The organism is Campylobacter hominis ATCC BAA-381 (assembly GCF_000017585.1).
GTDB classification, from domain to species: Bacteria; Campylobacterota; Campylobacteria; order Campylobacterales; family Campylobacteraceae; genus Campylobacter_B; species Campylobacter_B hominis.
In genome coordinates, this window is sequence record NC_009714.1 from 1203285 (window position 1) to 1221671 (window position 18387).

An 18387-nucleotide genomic window follows, 5' to 3' on the forward strand; every position below is an offset into this window, starting at 1 on the left:
TTATTTGCTCGCGTAATCCGCAATTATCGAACCCATTTCGCTTGTAGTGCAAAGCTCTTTTGCGTCGAAATTTGCAATGTCTTTTGTGCGATAACCGTCTTTTAATACAGATTTTACGGCTTTTTCAATCATATCTGCTCCGGCTGTTTCATTTAAAGCATATCTTAACATCATAGAGGCGCTTAAAATAGTAGCGATAGGATTTGCTATGCCTTGTCCTGCGATATCAGGCGCACTTCCGTGAATCGGTTCATATATTCCTGTTTTACCGCCGATACTTGCACTTGGCAAAAGCCCGATACTTCCACAAACCATACTTGCTTCATCGCTTAAAATATCTCCAAAAAGATTTTCCGTTAAAATCACGTCAAATTGCTTTGGCGCACGCACAAGCTGCATAGCTGCATTATCCACATACATAAAATCAAGCACAACTTCCTTATAATCTTTGGCTACATTTTCTACTACTTCACGCCAAAGCTGACTTGTCTCAAGAACATTCGCCTTATCCACCAAAGTAACTTTTTTATGGCGTTTCATCGCAGTTTCAAATGCTACTTTCGCCACGCGCTCTATTTCCATTGAACTGTAAACCATTGTGTTAAACGCGTCGTTTTCGTGCTTTTCGCGTGGTTGTCCAAAGTAAATTCCACCCGTTAATTCTCTCACGACCATTATATTTGCGCCGCTTACAACTTCAGATTTTAATGTGGAAGCATTGATTAACTCGTCGAAAATTATCGCAGGGCGTAAATTTGCAAAAGCGCCAAGCTCTTTTCTGATTCGCAAAAGTCCGCTTTCAGGACGCAAATGTCTAGGAAGTTTATCCCATTTTTCTCCGCCTATAGCCCCGAAAAGCACGGCATCGCTTTTTAAAGCAGCGTCCAACGTATTTTTAGGTAAAGGCTCGCCAAAAACGTCAATCGCAGCGCCACCCATTAAAAAATAATCGAAATTTAATTCAAAACCGCATTTATGCGAAATCGCATCAAGTACTTTTACAGCTTCATCTATAATCTCAGGTCCTATTCCGTCGCCTTTTATGACACAAATATCGTATTTCTTCATCAATTTTCCTTATTTCATATTTTTTTTAGCGTAATTTATAAGCCCGCCATCTTTTAAAAGCTCTTGCATAAATGCAGGAATCTGCGTAAATTTATAAATTTTATTTTGCGTTAAATTTTTAATTTCACCGTTATTTACATTGATTTCAAGCTCATCGCCTTCGTTTATTTCATCAGTTTGATGGCTTTCTAAAATTAAAAGTCCCATATTAAAACTGTTTCTGTAAAAAATTCTTGCAAAAGATTTTGCTATAACGCAACTTATTCCGGCAGCTTTTAGCGCCATTGGAGCGTGTTCTCTGCTGCTTCCACAACCGAAATTTTCTCCTGCTACTATTATGTCGCCGCGTGAAATTTTACTGAAAAACTTGGGATCCGCGTCCTCCATTATGTGTTTTGCAAGTTCGTTCTCATCGGAAGTGTTTAAATAGCGGGCTGCGATAATTATGTCTGTATCTACGTTATCTTTAAATTTCCAAACTTTTGCCATTTTTTAACCTTCTTTATTAAAAATTTTTTAATTTTACCTAAAAATCTTTAAATTTTACTCAAAAATAATAATTAAACCTAAAAATCCAATCGTAAAAGCTGAAATTTTATTTATCAAATTTGCCCTGCCGCTTACAAATTTTTTCATAAAAGCGCCTCCAAGAGCATATAAATTTAAGCAGCAAAACTCAACAACTACGATAATAGCGATTAAAATTCCAAGAGAAACGCTTAAAGTATGAGAACTTCCTAAAAATTTCGGTAAAAGTGAACCTATAAAAATCCACGCTTTCGGATTTGTGAAACTTATCAAAAATCCTTGCGAAAAAAGCTCCTTTTTTGTAATGTTTGAGCGCACTTTTTGTAAATTTATTTTACCGCTGTCTCTGTAAATTTTAAAGCTTAAAAATAAAATATAAATTCCGCCGCAAATTTTAAAAACATAAAAAACATTTGGAAATTTTATCATCAAAAAACCAAGTCCAAGTCCGCAAATAAGTGATAAAATGGCAATTGCAACATTTTGACCCAAAATCAAAAAAATACTCTTTTTCCAACCGACGCTAAGCCCGAAGCTAAGAGCTAAAATCATATTAATTCCAGGACTTACCGAAATTAGAAAAAAAGTTCCTAAAAATAGCAAATAATCCAAAATTTTCCTTTAAATCTTTAGAAACAAAATTTTAACAAAATATTCACAATTTTTTCTTAAAATCTGCACCGAATTCTATCAAAAAGGATATAAAAATGAAAATCAGACAATCATTTGCTACAACGCCTGTTATAGGAACTTTTGCGGTCATTGCGATAAGCGGAATTTTACTATTTTTACACATAAAAAACAAACCGCTTGAACTAATTCACACTTATATCGGTTTGGCGTTTGTTTTATTTGCCGTTTTACATATGGCGGCAAATTTCGGCGGCTTGAAAAGATATTTCAGGGGCAATAAAATTTTATTAAATTTAGCGATTTGTGTCGTAAGTACGGCTGCGTTTTTAGGACTTACTTTTATGTCTAATCAAAACAACGATAAAATCAGCAAACCGCAATTAAACGAGTTATATTCTAAAATTTCAAATTTAAAAATAGCTGAAATTTCACAAATTTTAAATACAAATGACACAAATCTTGTCAAACTTGAAAATTTTAAAAATTTAACTGTGAAAGAGGCGAAAAAAAGTGGCAAAATCAGCGAAAAAGAGCTTATAAATTTAATTTTAAATCAATAATTTACAAATTTTAGATAACATCTTACAAAAATTTTAAAGGTTGAAAATGATTTTTATAGATGCTTGTTTAAAGAAAAAAACGCCTTATACGCCTGTTTGGATGATGCGCCAAGCAGGAAGATATCTGCCTGAATATATGAAAGTGCGAAATGAAGTCGGTGGTTTTTTGGAACTTTGTAAAAATTATAAAAAAGCAAGTGAAGTTACAATTCAGCCGGTTGAAATTTTAGGTGTGGATGCTGCGATTTTATTTAGCGATATTTTAGTCATTCCGCTTGAAATGGGAATGGATTTGCACTTCATAAAAGGTGAAGGACCGATATTTGAATCGCCTGTTAAAAATGAAAACGATTTAGCGAAGCTGAGCTTGCAAAAAGCCGTAAAAAATCTGCAATATGTTTATGATACGATTTCGCTTACAAGAGAAAAACTTCCGAAAGATAAGGCATTAATCGGCTTTTGTGGCGCTCCTTGGACGATTGCCACTTATATGATAGAAGGAAAAGGAAGCAAAACATACAGCGTCTGTAAAAAACTTCTTTATACAAATCCCGAATTTTTACACAAAATCTTAACTTTAATAACCGAAACACTGAAACTTTACCTTGAAAATCAAATCAAAAGCGGCGTAAATACTGTGCAAATTTTTGATTCGTGGGCAAGTGCTTTGGAATGTGAAGCTTTTTTCGAGTTTTCGTGGAAATACATCATTGAAATTTGCGATTTTATAAAAGCGAAATATCCGCAAATTCCTATAATCGTTTTTCCAAAAGGAATAAGCGGTTATTTGGATAAAATTTACGGAAATTTCGACGTTTTCGGTGTAGATTGGAGCACGCCGCTTGAGTCCGCAAGTAAGATTTTAAGTGCAAAATATACTTTGCAGGGCAATATGGAACCTTGTCGTTTATATAATAAAAATGCGATAAAAGAAAGTGTAGAGCAAATTTTAAACACGATGAAAGGAAAACCGCATATTTTCAATTTAGGGCATGGAATTTTACCTGATATTCCTGTGGAAAATGCGAAATATTTTATACGTCTTGTGCAAGAAAGATCTTCACTGTGAGCTTTAAATACATTTTCGGTCCGGTCAGCTCACGCCGTTTCGGTCAAAGTCTTGGCGTAGATTTAAGCCCGAATACAAAACAATGCAATTTTAACTGCCTTTACTGCGAACTTTCAAAAAAACGGGCAATATCTGAAATGAGCGAAATTGCGCCTGTTGATGAAATTTTAAATGAAATAAAAAAAGGCTTAAAAGAATTTAACGGCGTTGAAGTTTTAACTATTACGGCAAATGGCGAACCTACTTTATATCCGTATTTTAGCGAACTTATAAATTCTATAAAAAAATTAAATATTTCGCCGAAGCTTTTAATTCTTTCAAATGCTTCCAAAATCGCGGAAAATTTTGATGATTTACTAAAATTCGACATTGTCAAATTTTCGCTTGATGCAGCCTGTGAGGAAATTTTTAAAAAAATCGACAATCCGAAAAAAGTTCAAATTTCAAAAATTATAGAAAATATCATAAAATTTCGCCAAAAATTTACCGGAATGCTGGTAATTGAAATTTTGGTCGTATCGGACATAAATGACAGCGAAGATGAATTTAAAAATCTGGCAAAAGCATTGCGTGATATAAAAGCAAACCGCGTTGATATCGGCACAATCGACAGACCGCCCGCTTTTGATTGTAAAGCCGTAAGTTTAGAGCGTCTTAACGAGCTGGCTGAAATTTTAAAAAAAGAAAATATAAAAAATGTCGAAATAATCGCAAAACCTGCATATAGCGGCATAAAACTTCATATAGATAAAGATGAAATTTTAGCCACTATAAAACGTCGTCCGCAAAGCGAAACCGATATTTCACAAATGTTTGATGAGTTCAGTTTGCAAAATTTACGCGAACTTTTAAATGAACACAAAATTTTGTTAAAAAACGGATTTTTTATCTTAAATTAAAAATTCGCTTCAATCCACGATTTAATGCGCTCTTCGGTAAGTTCGCTCTGATTGTCGTTATCAAGTGCGAGCCCGACAAATTTACCGTCTTTTACAGCTTCACTTTCATCAAAATCATATCCATCTGTATCTACAAAGCCAAAAATTTGCGCACCTTTTTTGACAAAAATATTATAAAGTTTGCCTATTGCATTGCAAAAAGTATCAGAATAACCGGCGCTGTCTCCAAAACCGAAAAGCGCAACTTTTTTGCCGCTTATTTCAATAGCGTCAAAATCAAAACTTTCCCAATCATCCTGTAAATCACCATCTCCCCAAGTCGAGCTTCCAAGTATCAATGTGTCATATTTTGAAAAATCAGCAGGCGAAATATCAGTTATATTTTTTACTTCGCAAGTTATGCCTTTTTCAACTAAAATTTTAGCCGTTAAATTAGCCGCTTCTTCGGTATTTCCCATAGAGCTGCCAAAAATTATACCTATCATTTTTTTATCCTTTTAAACAAATTTTATTATTTATACGATACGGAACAAGTTTAAGTGTTAAATTCTGCGGAATATTTTCACTTTTTATCAATATATGACGCCTGAAATTTTGCGCCTTCGGATAAATCAGATAAACACTTTCAAGCTTCAAAATTTCGCTATTTGAAAGAGCTTTTTTGATATCCGAACTGAAATTTTGTTTTTCAAAATCAAGCGATTTGAAATTTACTATTACAGCAAGTTTTTTGTCGATAACCATAATTTCGTCTTTTAAATAAATTTCACGATTTGAATTTTTGTAAGCGATTTTATCAAATACAAAATTTTTGAAAAAAATATTTGCATCGAAAATTAGAGAAAATTTTCCATTTTGATACAGAATTTGAATAAGTCTTGCGATTTTAAGCAATGGAATTTTTGTGTTAAATTTAATATTTTTTCCTTTTAGAAAGGATAATATTATTACATTTGACAATACATCGAATTTTACGCATTTTTTAAAATTTAACGGCTTAAATCTTAAATTTTCAATAATAAAATTGCTGAAAATTTCACTGAAATTTTCAGCATTTCTTGCAAATTTCATCGGAATTTTGAGCGCGTCATCAACATTTGCATTGTAAAGCGTAAGAAAAATTATTAATTTTTTAGACTTACAAAGACTGCAAAACGGATCAGGAACGAAATCTTTTGAACCGCAAAAACCGAAGTTTATTTGCACGGACATTCACCGTTTTTATTTATGCCGAACACTTTACAATATTCACAAAATACACAACTTACACTTCTTTTAGCACAAACCAGCGGAATATTTCGCTTTTTGGTTTCACTTTTTATTTTTTTCATTGTATTGTGATTTAAAAAACTTGTTAGCATTACCACGCACTGCGTGTCCATCGGAATCGGCTTACGATTCACACGATTTTCATTTCTTGCATCCCAATGCTCGATTTTACTTGCTCCAAGATCTTTCAAAACTGCTTTTATAGGCGTTATTTCATCTGCCCCGATTACTAAAACTGACATTTTTATCCTTTAATTTTGATATTTGTTATTATAATTAAAATTTATAAAATTAAGTTGAAAATTATTATCATAATACAAAATTTTTTAAATTTTATTATATAATTATGAAAAATTTAGGAAAAAATGTGAAATTTAAAATTTGCGGAATAAAAAACGAAAACGAAGCAGACGAAGTCGCCAAATTAAAAATAGATTTTTTAGGAGTAATCTTTGCTGAATCTAAAAGGCAAGTAAGTCCGCAAATGGCACAAAAAATAGTAAAAATAGCTCATCAAAACGGTAAAAAAGCAGTCGGAGTTTTTGCAGGAATTACAAAATTTAAAATTTTAGAAATTTGCGATTTTGCAAAACTTGACGCGGTTCAAATTTACGATAATATAAATTTTGAAAATGAGTTAAAAAATAGAAATATAGAGCTTTGGCAAGTTGTAAGTATAAAAAATGAAATTCCAAATATACATAATTACAAATTCGACAAAATCTTATTCGACTATAAAGGCAAAAAAATCGGCGGAAACGGAATTAGCTGGAATTTTTCACTTTTGGAGAATTTTAAAAAAAATCACCCGAAAATAAATTTTATAATTGCAGGCGGAATAAACGTTAAAAATGCGAAAAAAGCGGCAAGTTATGCACCATTTGCGCTTGACATAAACTCGTCCGTGGAAAATGATGTAGGGATAAAAGAAAAAGGTAAAATTCTGGAAATCCTAAACCTTTTTAAAAGCTAAATTTAAAAGAATTTTGTATATAATGGCTACAAAAATTTCAAAGGCAAAGTATGAATAAGAAAGCGTATTATGGGAAGTTTGGCGGACAATTTGTCCCTGAAACAGCAATGTTTGCGTTAGAAGAACTTGAATATGCCTACAAACATATAACAAAAACAAAAGAATTTAAAGATGAGTTGAACTGGTTATTGCATGAATATGTCGGACGCCCATCGCCACTTTATTATGCCAAAAAACTTAGCAAATATTACGGACATGAAATTTACTTAAAACGCGAAGATTTAAACCATACCGGCGCACACAAAATAAATAACGCTCTAGGACAAGCTTTGTTAGCTAAAAAAATGGGCAAAACAAAGGTTATCGCTGAAACAGGAGCCGGACAGCACGGCGTGGCTACAGCTACAGCCGCTGCTTTACTGGGACTTGAATGCAATATTTATATGGGCGAAGTGGATGCAGCCCGTCAAAGACTTAACAGATTTAGAATGGAACTTTTAGGCGCAAAAGTTGTAGAAATAAGATCAGGGCTTAGAACACTAAAAGAGGCCACAACAGCAGCAATTCAAGCTTGGGTAAATGAAATAGAAAATGTTTTTTATGTAATAGGTTCAGTCGTCGGTCCTTATCCTTATCCTGAGATTGTAAAACACTTCCAAAGTGTAATAGGAAAAGAGACAAAAGCTCAACTTAAAAAAATGGGAATAAAAGCCGATTATATAGTAGCTTGCGTAGGCGGCGGAAGTAATGCTATGGGAATTTTCAGCGCATTTTTAAAAGATAAAAACGTTAATCTTTGCGGCGTTGAAGCAGGAGGTCTTGGAGCCGATACTCCTTATAATGCGGCAACTCTTACAAATGGTAAAGCTGGCATTATTCACGGAATGAAAACAATTGTTTTACAAGATAAATATGGCAGAATTTTGCCTGTACACAGTATTTCGGCAGGACTTGATTATCCTGGCGTAGGACCTGAGCATTCAAATCTATTTGACACTGGACGCGCACACTATGAAGCTGTAAGCGATGATGAAGCTATAAATGCGCTTAAATTACTTTGCAAAACCGAAGGAATCATCCCGGCAATCGAATCGGCACACGCTTTGGCATATTTGGATAAACTTTGCCCGAAACTTAAAGGTCATAAAACTATAGTCGTAAATGTGAGTGGCAGAGGTGATAAAGACATAGATTCAATCATAAACTATAAAAAAGGAACAATTTATGGATAAGATAAAAAAAGCGTTTGAAAATGGAGCAAATATCGGTTATATCGTTGCCGGATATCCAAATGTAGAGCATACGAAAAATTTTTTAAATTCACTTGATGAGTGCGCACTTGATATTGTTGAAATAGGTATTCCATATTCAGATCCTTTAGCTGATGGACCTGTGGTGTTTAACGCAAGCTTTCAGGCGGTGCAAAACGGCGTAAATACGGACACTGTATTTAAAATTTTAAGTGAAGTTGAAACTAAAAAACCGCTTATTTTTTTAGTTTATTTCAATTTGATTTTTGCCTACGGAATGAAAAAATTTATCAAAAAATGCGCTGAAGCTGGAATTTCAGGTTTGATAATTCCGGATCTTCCTTTTGAGGAAAATGAAGAAATTTTTAAACTTTGTGAAAAAGAAAAAATCGCTTTAATACCGCTAATAAGTATAACAAGCGAACATAGAGCAAAAAAAGTTTTAAGCAGAGCTGGCGGATTTATATACGCAATATCGGCAATAGGCGTAACAGGAACAAAACTAACTCCAATGGAAAGACTAAAAAATATGCTTTCTGATCTTAAAAAAATGAGCGATTTACCGGTAGCTGTCGGCTTTGGTATACGCACAAACGAAGATATAAGAAATATGCGCAAATACGCGGACGGTGTAATACTTGGAACTTCTATCGTAAAACTTTCCGAAGAATTTGAAGGTAAAGAGTTTTTACAAAAAATAAACGAGCTTTTTAAATAAAAATGAAAAAAATTTTAATCTTAATAATATTTTTAACCAATTTCTGTTTTGGCGTAAGCCTTATGAATTACGAGTTTTTTGACAATGAAAATAGCGTAGATATCGTACTTTCGTTTGATTCGGCTTATACTCCGGATATTTACAAGAAAATAGATAGTGAAAGCCAAATCATCACTCTTAAAAATGTAAAAAGCGATGAAAAATTCACAAACCAACTAAACTCTAAAATTATAAGCGAATTCGGCATTATACCAAGTGGCGGCGAAACACAAATCGTATTTAATAAAGGTAAAGATTTAAACATTGAGGCACTTAGTCAAAATGATAAATTATCACTTATTTTACGTATAAAAAACCCGAATTTCAAACAACTGGCAGTTCAAAACGACGAAAACAACATAAATCCTGATGAAAAAAGCGGCCCAAATTTCATATTTGTAATTTTAAGCGTAATTGCGGTTTTGATAATCGCTTTGATTTTTATCAAACTTATGAAAAAAAATAAAAAAAGTGTTGATGCAGCTTGGAGCATTTTTGAAAATGAACAAAATGGCGGTTTGGAAGATAATTTAAAAGAAGAAATAAACGAACAAATTAACAAAACAGTTGATGAAAAAGTGCAAAATTTTAGCCAAGCAAATACAAAATTTGAAAATTTTACACCTGAAAGTTTTGAGAAAAATTTAGAGTCAAATGACAAATCAAATGAAAATCAAGAAAAAACCGATGAATTAAAAATGAAAAATGAAGAAATCGATTATCAAAAACCTGAAATTTCAAAAATAGATGTCAATGATGATTTTAAAAATTTAAGTAAAAATTTTGAAGATGACGAAGATGACGAACTTATAGGTACAGATGATATAAAAGTAGTTTTTCAAAAGAAAATCGATGAAAAAAATCGTGCTGTAGTATTAAATTTATTAGATAAAAATTATCTTGTGGTGCTAAAAGATTCAAACGTTTTGCCAAAAAATTAAAAATTTATAATTAAAACTTTTTGAATTTTAAAGGTTTCAATTCTATTTTTGCTTTTGATATGGCATTTTATCAAATTTCAAAATTTTACTGTCACGAAAAATAAAAAAATTTTAATTTTACAAAATTTAAAACGCTTTTATAAGTGATTACAGCGACACTATAAGTTTTTATAAAAAACCATTTAAATATTTATATTGATTTAAGCCAAAAACATATTTGGTGCTGAAGCATATTTAAACTGTATTATAAAAAACTTTAAAAAATAAATTTTACTTATAAAACAAAACAGGTATTATAGCGCTAATTTGATGTAAAAATAAATAAAGCTTTTTAAAAAAATATTTTATATAAAACTTCAAAATTCCATCAAAAATAAGCCTGGAATAAAATTTTATAAAATACAGCGTATAAAAATAATCATACTTGAAAATTTAAACTAAAAAATTTTGCAATAAAATTATTTCAGTCCTTTTTTAAGTTTTCTTATCAAAAAACGGCTTGGTGCCAGCTCATTGATAAGACTTTTTGGTAAACAAAACGGACGATTTGTGACCAAATCGGCTAAAATTTCAGCTCCCAAAATCGCCGTGCAAAGACCTCTAGCGCCATGAGATGTATTTATATAGATATTTTTTAAATATTTTGGTGGCAAATTTTTAGCACGATTTTTTTGCCACGGTAAAATTTTATATTTTTCTTTGAAATATTCGCAGTCCGGCAAAGCACCGATTAACGGAAATCTATCACCGCTATATCCTCGAAATCCGACACGAGAACCCAAAATTTTAACATTTAAAATTTGATTTTTAAAAGCAAGCTCTTTATTTTGCGTGTGCATTTTAAAATTTAAATTCTGTTTTGAAACATTGAAATCAACATTTTTATCCAAAATTTCAAATTTAAATTTTTTATCATTTAAATTTCTGGTATCTGTATTTTTAACAAAATTTTTATTTAAAAGCTCAGCCACGTTTTGCAAATTTCTTTCATCATCGAAAGTTCTGGCTTGATTTTCATAATCTTTTCTGTCATAAGTAGCCCCGATTAACTGGCGTTTGCCGATCTTAGGACAAATATATCCGCGTGCGCCAAGAGGAATGGGCGTCTTTAAAAATGGGCGCAAAAGTGTAATTTGACCGCGAACGGAGCTTATTTGCATCGCATCATCGAAATTTGCACGCACATTTTTCCCGCCGCCAAAAAGTTCTTCACTTTCGCTCCCCATCGCAAATATCAAAATATCGCATTTTAAAGGCTTTTTACCGACAAAATTTACAATATAACCGCCATTTGATTCAACAAAATCACTAAACTCATAACCAAATTTTATATTAAGTTTTTTACTAAAAAATTCGCAAATTTTTCGCGGTCTTAAAAGCGCGGCATTTTTTATAAAAATAGAAGCGTAAGGCAGATCTTTTCGATTAAAATCGAAAATTTCACTTTTATCATGAGTTTCAAAACGCTTTAAAATGTCATCATTATAAGCAAACTCTTTTGCACCACAAAATTTTGCAAGATTTTTCGGTACATTCTTTTTGTAAAATTTGACCGCCATTTTGAAAGCATATTTATGCATTTCGCCTAGTTTCACGCCTTTTTTAGTAATAAGGGGTTCCAAAACTCCACAAAAATTTCCGCTTGCATTAGCAGCGACACTGCACGCTTTTTCTGCAATTACAGTTTTATATCCAAGATTTTGAAATTTAATTGCAGTAACGATTCCTGCGATTCCTGCTCCTATTATCAGCACATTTTTGCCGCTTTTAAAACTTGGCCTTTCGAAAAAATAATCTTTGATCTCGCCTGAATTTCCATTGAAATAAGCTCTTATCATTTCGCGCTTACCATTAAATCCCGGCGTTTTAACTACACAAAAACCTGCATTTTCCAAACTTTTTTGCACTTTTTTTGAAGCGCTGTATGTTGCAATTTTTGCTTTAATCCTGCAAAGTCTGGCTATTTGGGAAGTAATTTCATCGCTCCACATATCAGGATTTTTACTTGGCGAAAATCCATCCATAAGCCAAATATCAGCTTTAAACTCACACTCTTTCAATACACATTCGGCATCTCCGAAAAGCAGATCAAGCGTGATATTTTTACTGAATTTTATACGGTGAAAACCGCTTTCAAGTGTAGGATAAAGTTTTAAAAGTTTTTTTGCACCTTCAAACTTGAAATTCTCATAAAATTTAGCCAAAATTTCCTTTTGTAAAGGAAATTTTTCTATAGAAACAAAGTGCAAAATTTTATCGCTATTTTTAAATTTAGCGGCTATATTTAAAAAATTTCGACCAAGACCGAAGCCAAGTTCTGCTACAATTACACGATTTTGAGTTTTTAAAATTTCATTTACAGCTGAGCCGAACACAAATTCGCTCTCGCCGAAAGGATTTTTGAAATTTGAGTAAAAATCTTTAAAATTTTCGTTAAATAAAATACCGTTTATAAATTTCATCAATTTTTCATAAAATATGCGCTTACACCGTCGCTAATACCTACGGCAACCAATTTTTGATATGTTTTGTTGCCAAGGTTTTTGCCCTCTTTTGGATGAGTTATGTAGCCGACTTCCACTAAAACAGCAGGCATTTGAGCTCCAACCAATACCCAAAACGGCGCTTCTCTGACACCGCCATCCTTACTAGAAAAAGAACGCCTCAAAGAGTGCAACATATAACTTTGAATGTCTATTGCAAGTTTATTCGAAGCTATTATTTTTTCGCGATTTAAGAAATTTAAGAAAGTTTCTTTTGAAAAGCTGTTCATATCTTCCAAATCTCCGCTGTTTTCAAGTGTAGCTACCCGTTTGCTGCGCTCACTTCTAGCAGGGCTAAGGAAAAATGTCTCGACTCCTTGCATTGAAGCGGCGGCTTTTTTATTCGGTGCGGCGTTTGCATGAATGGAAATAAACATATCAGCGTGCTTTCTATTGGCGAATTTTGTCCTGCTTTGCAGATTCCAAAACACATCTTTATCCCTTGTCAAATAAACTTTATATCCGCGTTTTTTTAAAATTTCAGCCGTTTGGCAAGCTATGGAAAATACTATGTTTTTTTCTTTTAAACCGTTTCCGGTTGCTCCAGGATCCTTTCCGCCATGCCCCGCGTCTATTACTATAATTTTACCTTTTGAATGTTTAAGATTTGACGTATTTACAACAGGTGCCGCAATAGCTAAAGTTTCATCGTCAATTTTATTGTCTTGCGGCGAAATTTTTTTATTTGATTTTTTTGTGTATGTTCTAATATCAGATTTTTTTTGATTTGAAGAGATTTTTGTTTCAGTTTTACCTATTTTTATATTTTGCCGATCTTTTTTATTTGTATTTTTTTGAACTAATTTTTGTTTTTTGTTTTTATTTAAAATGTCAGGACTAGTCGGTTTGGCATCCGCTATTTTCTTTAATTCATCATCACGGTTTTTATTTTGTGAAATAATTTTCACGGAATTTTGCGGAATATTTATACCAAGTCTTTGCAATTCGTTTTCATAGCTTTTTGAATTGTATCCTAAAGCTTTTGAACTTGAAACAAGCTTTTTTAGTGCTTCTATTCTACCGCCCTTATCTTTACTTGTTGAAATTTTAAGATAGACATTTTTCAGTTCATTATGCATTTGGCGTTTAACGCTAATGCTTGATTTATTAAATTTATCATCAAAAGTATCTAAAAATTTATCGTATCCGAATAAGCCGACTGCAAGAAATAAAATCGCTAAAATTCTAACTATTTTCGCCATAAACCAGTTTTTTTATCAACTCTTTAACAGGAATAAGTTTTTTCAAGCGATATCCGTTTACACCGGTAAAAAACAATCCTGTTTCTTTTATACCGTTGTAGGCATCAGCCAAACGATCAGCTATACAATACCCTACTCTGCGAGATCCTTCACCTCTATGACAAGGAGTTACGCAATTACTTATACAATGAATTTTTGGTCCTGCGTTATTTTCCACAAGCTTTATGAGATTTGTCCTGATACCGCGCGCCGGATATCCGACAGGTGATTTAATGAGCTTGATATCTTCTTTAGTGCAATCAAGTAAAATTTCTTTAAATCCTTGAGCCGCGTCGCATTCATATGTACCGATAAATCTGGTTGCCATTTGAACGCCGTCTGCTCCAAGACTCATCATTTTTAAAATATCATCGTGATCCCAAATCCCGCCTGCTGCAATCAACGGAAAATCGCCCCAAGCTTTTATCTCTTCTTTTACTTGCGGAATAAGATTTTCAAGTTGATATGCAGGATCGCTGCACTGCTCATAAGTAAAGCCTTGATGACCCCCGCTTAGCGGACCTTCCAGCACAACTGCGTCAGGTAAGCAATTATAACGTGTAGACCAACGTTTGCAAATAATTTTTAACGCCTTTGCCGATGAGACAATCGGTACAAGCGCAATATCTTTAAATTCAGCTGTAAATTCAGGCAAATTCGTAGGAAGTCCGGCTCCGCTTACGATTATATTTATTCCGGCTTCACAAGCATCACGAACCACTCTTGCGTAATCGCTTGCAGCATACATAATATTTACTCCGATAGGCAAATCCCCGCAAATTTTACGCGCATTTTTTATGATAGCTTCAAGACCTGCTTTCGAGTAAAAATTTTCACTGCCGAAAGGTTTTGCATTTATCTCTTTTGTGATATATTTTCTGTTTTCGTAATATCCTGTACCGACAGAGCTGACAATTCCAAGGCAACCGTTTAAACTGACATTGCCGGCTAACTTGTCCCAGCTTATACCAAGTCCCATTCCGCCTTGAAATATAGGATATTTTATCTCATATTTGCCTATTTTTAAGCTTTTCATTTATTGCCTTTATTTTACTATTAGTTTAGCGAATTTTTTCTTTCCGACTTGTAAAAAATAATTGCCTGAACTAAGTTGAAGTTGCTCATCGGCAATTTTATTTTTATCAACACTTACGGCATTAGATCTTATAAGTCTTCTTGCATCAGAGCTTGATACGGCTAATTTGCAAGACATCAATGCTTTTACAATCCAAGCAGGAGAACTTATTGTAAATTCTTTTATCTCGCTTGGAGCTTCATTATTTACATGAACTTTATCGAATTCTTCTTTTGCTTTCAAAGCTGAATTTTCATCATAAAATTTCGTAACTATATCCATAGCAAGACTTTCTTTTGCGACTTTCGGATGAAGTTCGCCGTCTTGTACAAGCTTTTTAAACAAATTTATATCATCAAGCGAATAACTGCTTAAAAGCTCATACCATGACCACATCAGTTCATCATTTATGCTTAAAATTTTAGCATACATATCATTTGCATTTTCAGTTATGCCGATATAATTTCCAAGCGATTTACTCATTTTATTTACGCCGTCAAGCCCTACTAAAAGCGGCATCATCATTACTGCCTGTTCTTTACCGACATTATAGGTTCTTTGTAATTGTCTGCCCATTAGTAGATTAAATTTTTGATCAGTACCGCCGATTTCAATATCGCTTTTCATACAAACGCTGTCATAACCTTGTAAAAGCGGATACAAAAACTCACTTATACTAATCGGCTGTTCGTTTTTAAAGCGATTTGTAAAATCATCTCTTTCAAGCATTCTTGCGACGCTAAAAGTGCTTGCAAGTTCAATCATACCTGTAGCGCCGAGACGATTTAGCCATTCCGAATTAAAAAGTATATTCGTTCTATCTTTATCCAAAATTTTAAAAACTTGATCCTGATAAGTTTTTGCATTTTTTAAAACCGTATTTCTATCAAGTTTTTTTCTGGTTTCGCTTTTGCCTGTAGGATCACCTATTTGAGCTGTAAAATCTCCGATCAGAAACTGTACAATAGCTCCGTGTTGTTGCAAAAATGCAAGTTTTTTAAGCACAACACTATGTCCTAAGTGCAAATCAGAGGCCGTAGGATCCATGCCGATTTTTACATAAAACCTATTGCCTTTTTCATAATAATTTTTAATGAGTTCTTCAACTCTTTCAATACCGATTATTTCGGAAATTCCACGATTTAATTCTTTTAAAATAGAATTTAAATCATATTCTGCCATTTTCTCTCCTTTAATTTTTATAAGCGTCATTTAACGAAGTAAATTCGATAATCTTATACTTATTTTTTAATTTTTCTTTTATATCATTTGAATTTAAATTTTCGTTTAATTCAATTGTCATTTCAAAATAATCTACCGATTTTTCACTGTTTTCACTAAGTTTAATCGATACCAAATCCACATCAAGTTTAGCTAAATATGCTAAAAATGAAGCAAGAGAACCGCGTTTATTTTCTATGCTTAAAATTATTTTGTATCTATGCGGCGCAATTCTGGTCCATTTTACGAAAATATTCTCATTGCCGTTTCGCATAAGATTAAGTGCACGTTCACAAAATTTATGATGTACGCTTACATCATGACCGTTTCTAAACCCCATTATATCGTCACCACGCTTTGGATTACAACAATAATCAAACTCAACGCTGCTTACATTAAAATTTGAATATACGACAATATTATCAAATTTTTGCTTTTTAATTTCATATTTATCCGTAAAAAAGAAAAGTTTTTCTTTTTTTGGATATTTTTTAAGCGCATTTACAACATCTTTTAAATAAACAGAATCATATGCGATTCGTGAAAATTTTTTGATTAAATTTTCATTTTCCAGCCAATTTTTTATCGTTTTTTTGCGTGCGCTGAAAATTGCACAAAGCATATTAAGCGCTACTTCCTGATTTATATCGTGAAGTTTTTGTTTACAAAAACTTTTGATTGTCGCTTTTGCTTTACCTGTTTTTACGGAATTTAACCAACTGCAACGATAATGCGGTTCATTTCCCGTTATTATATGAACAATATCACCATTTTTAAGTTCCGTTAAAAGCGGCACTCTTATACGATTTACGTAAGCTTGCGTAGCGCGAAGTCCGACTTCCGAATGAATTTCATAAGCATAATCTAGCGCGGTTGCTCCTCTTGGAAGTGTGAAAATTCCGCCTTTTGGCGAATAAACCGCTATATCTTCCACATATAGACTATCTTTTGCATATTCATAAAGATTTTCCACATCCTCATCTTCTTTTATACCTATATCGCTTAGCCAATCCAGTTTCGGATTTATTGAGCCGTTATATTTATATTTCCAGTGCGCTGCGACACCATATTCAGCAGTTTGGTGCATATCAAAAGTGCGAATTTGAGCTTCTATTATCATATTTTCGTTAAAAACGGTAGTATGTATCGTTTGATAACCGTTTTGTTTCGGTAAAGCGACATAATCCTTAAAACGTGAAATTAAAGGATTGAATTTCATATGAATAATTCCAAGTACCAAATAGCAATCTTCCGGTTCTTTTACAATAATTCGCACCGCAAGCAAATCCAAAACTTCTTCAATTGAAATGCCTTTTCGTTGCATTTTCAGATAAATTGAATAATAATGCTTTAATCTTTTTTGAATTTTAAAACTATCGTAAGTAAAGCCGTTTGTAAGCAGAAGCTCGCTTATTTTTGTACTGAATGCATTTAAATTAATCCAAAGCTGTTGCTTATTTTCAGTCAAATATTTATCGATTTTTTCATATTCGTGCGGCATTACATACTTGAAACTCAAATCTTCAAGAAAATTTTTAATCGCTGAAATTCCAAGTCTGTGAGCAATCGGTGCATAAACCAAAAGCGTTTCTTGTGCAATTCTAACTTGTTTATCAGGACGAAGCGCTCCAAGAGTAAGCATATTATGAAGTCTGTCGCAAAGTTTTACAACAAGAACTCTGACATCTTCTATCGAAACCAAAAGCATTTTACGAAATGTAAGCGCTGTGGCTTTTAATTTTGAAGTTGCTTCGTTTGAATGGGCAAGTTTATCGTCTCGAATTGTTACGATTTTTGTTAAGCCTTCGACCAATTTTGCTACACCTTCGCCGAATTCATCTATTATTTTATCCAGCGTATAGTCCGTATCTTCAACGACATCATGCAAAAGTGCGGCTATTATCATATCATCGTCTCCACCCAAAAAAGCTACAATACACGAAACTAAAATCGGGTGAATGGCATAAGGCTCGCCGCTTTTTCGAAATTGACCGTCGTGTTGACGGATACAAAGTTGAATTGCATTTACTAAAAGCGGCGTAGGTTGTTCTATTTGATAAAAAAGCTTTTTAGCACCTTCTATATCATTTGTTTCGACAATATCGTCAATAAGGTGTTCTAGATAATCATCATTTATCTGACGGTTCTTTAAATCCATCTAATAATATTTTTCCCTCAGCGATTTCGCGTAATGCGATATCTGAAAATTTCATTTTTCTTGTATCGATATCAAGTAAATTTTCTTCGCCCATTGATAATTGCTCAGCTCTTTTTGCAACCATAAGCGATAGTTGATAGCGATTTCCATTAACTCTTTCAAGTGCTTTTGTGATAATCTCTTCTATTCTTGGCATTTTTTT

The 18387-nt window shown here is 33.0% G+C and carries 18 protein-coding genes and 1 pseudogene; 7 read left to right on the plus strand and 12 right to left on the minus strand.

Features of this window, described 5'->3' with window-relative positions:
* The 3 genes from leuB to CHAB381_RS05915 are packed head-to-tail and all read right to left on the minus strand — an operon-like array spanning position 1 to position 2208.
* Positions 1-1068, minus strand: coding sequence for a 3-isopropylmalate dehydrogenase (gene leuB / locus CHAB381_RS05905; RefSeq protein ID WP_012109116.1), 1068 nt, complete (start codon positions 1066-1068; stop codon positions 1-3).
* 9 nt (positions 1069-1077) lie between these two features.
* Positions 1078-1557, minus strand: a complete 480-nt coding sequence (locus CHAB381_RS05910; RefSeq protein ID WP_012109117.1) for a 3-isopropylmalate dehydratase small subunit — start codon at positions 1555-1557, stop codon at positions 1078-1080.
* A gap of 54 nt (positions 1558-1611) precedes the next feature.
* Positions 1612-2208, minus strand: coding sequence for a LysE family translocator (locus CHAB381_RS05915; RefSeq protein ID WP_012109118.1), 597 nt, complete (start codon positions 2206-2208; stop codon positions 1612-1614).
* A 95-nt stretch (positions 2209-2303) separates the two neighbouring features.
* On the opposite strand from CHAB381_RS05915, the gene CHAB381_RS08520 reads away from it, so the two are divergent.
* The 3 genes from CHAB381_RS08520 to CHAB381_RS05930 are packed head-to-tail and all read left to right on the plus strand — an operon-like array spanning position 2304 to position 4757.
* Positions 2304-2789 (plus strand): DUF4405 domain-containing protein, encoded by a 486-nt coding sequence (locus CHAB381_RS08520; protein WP_012109119.1) that lies wholly within the window; start codon positions 2304-2306, stop codon positions 2787-2789.
* A gap of 46 nt (positions 2790-2835) precedes the next feature.
* Entirely contained in the window at positions 2836-3858 is a 1023-nt protein-coding gene (gene hemE, locus CHAB381_RS05925) for a uroporphyrinogen decarboxylase (RefSeq protein ID WP_012109120.1), read from the plus strand.
* Entirely contained in the window at positions 3855-4757 is a 903-nt protein-coding gene (locus CHAB381_RS05930; protein WP_012109121.1) for a radical SAM protein, read from the plus strand. The genes hemE and CHAB381_RS05930 overlap by 4 nt, the downstream gene beginning before the upstream one ends.
* Here the strand turns inward: CHAB381_RS05930 and fldA are convergent.
* From fldA to CHAB381_RS05945, 3 genes are read right to left on the minus strand one after another with little or no spacing between them, the layout of a single operon-like run.
* Positions 4754-5242 carry a flavodoxin FldA gene (gene fldA / locus CHAB381_RS05935; RefSeq protein WP_012109122.1) on the minus strand — a complete coding sequence of 163 codons (489 nt, stop codon included), beginning with the start codon at positions 5240-5242 and terminating at the stop codon, positions 4754-4756. The two genes, CHAB381_RS05930 and fldA, sit on opposite strands and share 4 nt — an antisense overlap.
* Positions 5243-5246: 4 nt before the next feature.
* Positions 5247-5963 carry a hypothetical protein gene (locus CHAB381_RS05940; RefSeq protein ID WP_012109123.1) on the minus strand — a complete coding sequence of 239 codons (717 nt, stop codon included), beginning with the start codon at positions 5961-5963 and terminating at the stop codon, positions 5247-5249.
* On the minus strand, positions 5954-6268 hold the full coding sequence (locus CHAB381_RS05945) for a DUF2325 domain-containing protein (RefSeq protein WP_012109124.1): 315 nt from the start codon (positions 6266-6268) through the stop codon (positions 5954-5956). The genes CHAB381_RS05940 and CHAB381_RS05945 overlap by 10 nt, the downstream gene beginning before the upstream one ends.
* A gap of 125 nt (positions 6269-6393) precedes the next feature.
* Between CHAB381_RS05945 and CHAB381_RS05950 the strand changes: the two genes are divergently transcribed.
* From CHAB381_RS05950 to CHAB381_RS05965, 4 genes are read left to right on the plus strand one after another with little or no spacing between them, the layout of a single operon-like run.
* Positions 6394-6999, plus strand: coding sequence for a phosphoribosylanthranilate isomerase (locus CHAB381_RS05950; protein WP_049752842.1), 606 nt, complete (start codon positions 6394-6396; stop codon positions 6997-6999).
* Between the two features lie 50 nt (positions 7000-7049).
* A complete protein-coding gene (trpB, locus tag CHAB381_RS05955; protein WP_012109126.1) occupies positions 7050-8231 on the plus strand; it encodes a tryptophan synthase subunit beta in 1182 nt (393 codons plus the stop codon).
* Positions 8224-8967, plus strand: coding sequence for a tryptophan synthase subunit alpha (gene trpA, locus CHAB381_RS05960; protein ID WP_012109127.1), 744 nt, complete (start codon positions 8224-8226; stop codon positions 8965-8967). Before trpB ends, trpA begins: the two co-directional genes overlap by 8 nt.
* Before the next feature lie 2 nt (positions 8968-8969).
* Positions 8970-9947 (plus strand): hypothetical protein, encoded by a 978-nt coding sequence (locus CHAB381_RS05965; protein ID WP_012109128.1) that lies wholly within the window; start codon positions 8970-8972, stop codon positions 9945-9947.
* Between the two features lie 458 nt (positions 9948-10405).
* On the opposite strand, the gene mnmC is transcribed toward CHAB381_RS05965, so the two are convergent.
* The 6 genes and pseudogenes from mnmC to CHAB381_RS05995 all read right to left on the minus strand — a co-directional run bounded on the left by mnmC (position 10406) and on the right by CHAB381_RS05995 (position 18381).
* Positions 10406-12409, minus strand: a complete 2004-nt coding sequence (gene mnmC / locus CHAB381_RS05970) for a bifunctional tRNA (5-methylaminomethyl-2-thiouridine)(34)-methyltransferase MnmD/FAD-dependent 5-carboxymethylaminomethyl-2-thiouridine(34) oxidoreductase MnmC (RefSeq protein ID WP_012109129.1) — start codon at positions 12407-12409, stop codon at positions 10406-10408.
* Positions 12409-13104: pseudogene (locus CHAB381_RS09260) on the minus strand (N-acetylmuramoyl-L-alanine amidase family protein); the annotation flags it as partial. The gene mnmC and the pseudogene CHAB381_RS09260, both read right to left, overlap by 1 nt.
* Positions 13105-13675: 571 nt before the next feature.
* Complete coding sequence (locus CHAB381_RS05980; protein WP_012109131.1) at positions 13676-14767, minus strand: nitronate monooxygenase; 1092 nt, start codon at positions 14765-14767, stop codon at positions 13676-13678.
* Between the two features lie 9 nt (positions 14768-14776).
* Complete coding sequence (gene tyrS / locus CHAB381_RS05985; protein ID WP_012109132.1) at positions 14777-15988, minus strand: tyrosine--tRNA ligase; 1212 nt, start codon at positions 15986-15988, stop codon at positions 14777-14779.
* A gap of 10 nt (positions 15989-15998) precedes the next feature.
* A complete protein-coding gene (locus CHAB381_RS05990; protein WP_012109133.1) occupies positions 15999-18185 on the minus strand; it encodes a RelA/SpoT family protein in 2187 nt (728 codons plus the stop codon).
* Positions 18157-18381: a DNA-directed RNA polymerase subunit omega gene (locus CHAB381_RS05995; RefSeq protein ID WP_012109134.1), complete on the minus strand. Its 225-nt coding sequence runs from the start codon at positions 18379-18381 to the stop codon at positions 18157-18159. The genes CHAB381_RS05990 and CHAB381_RS05995 overlap by 29 nt, the downstream gene beginning before the upstream one ends.
* Positions 18382-18387: the final 6 nt, after the last annotated feature.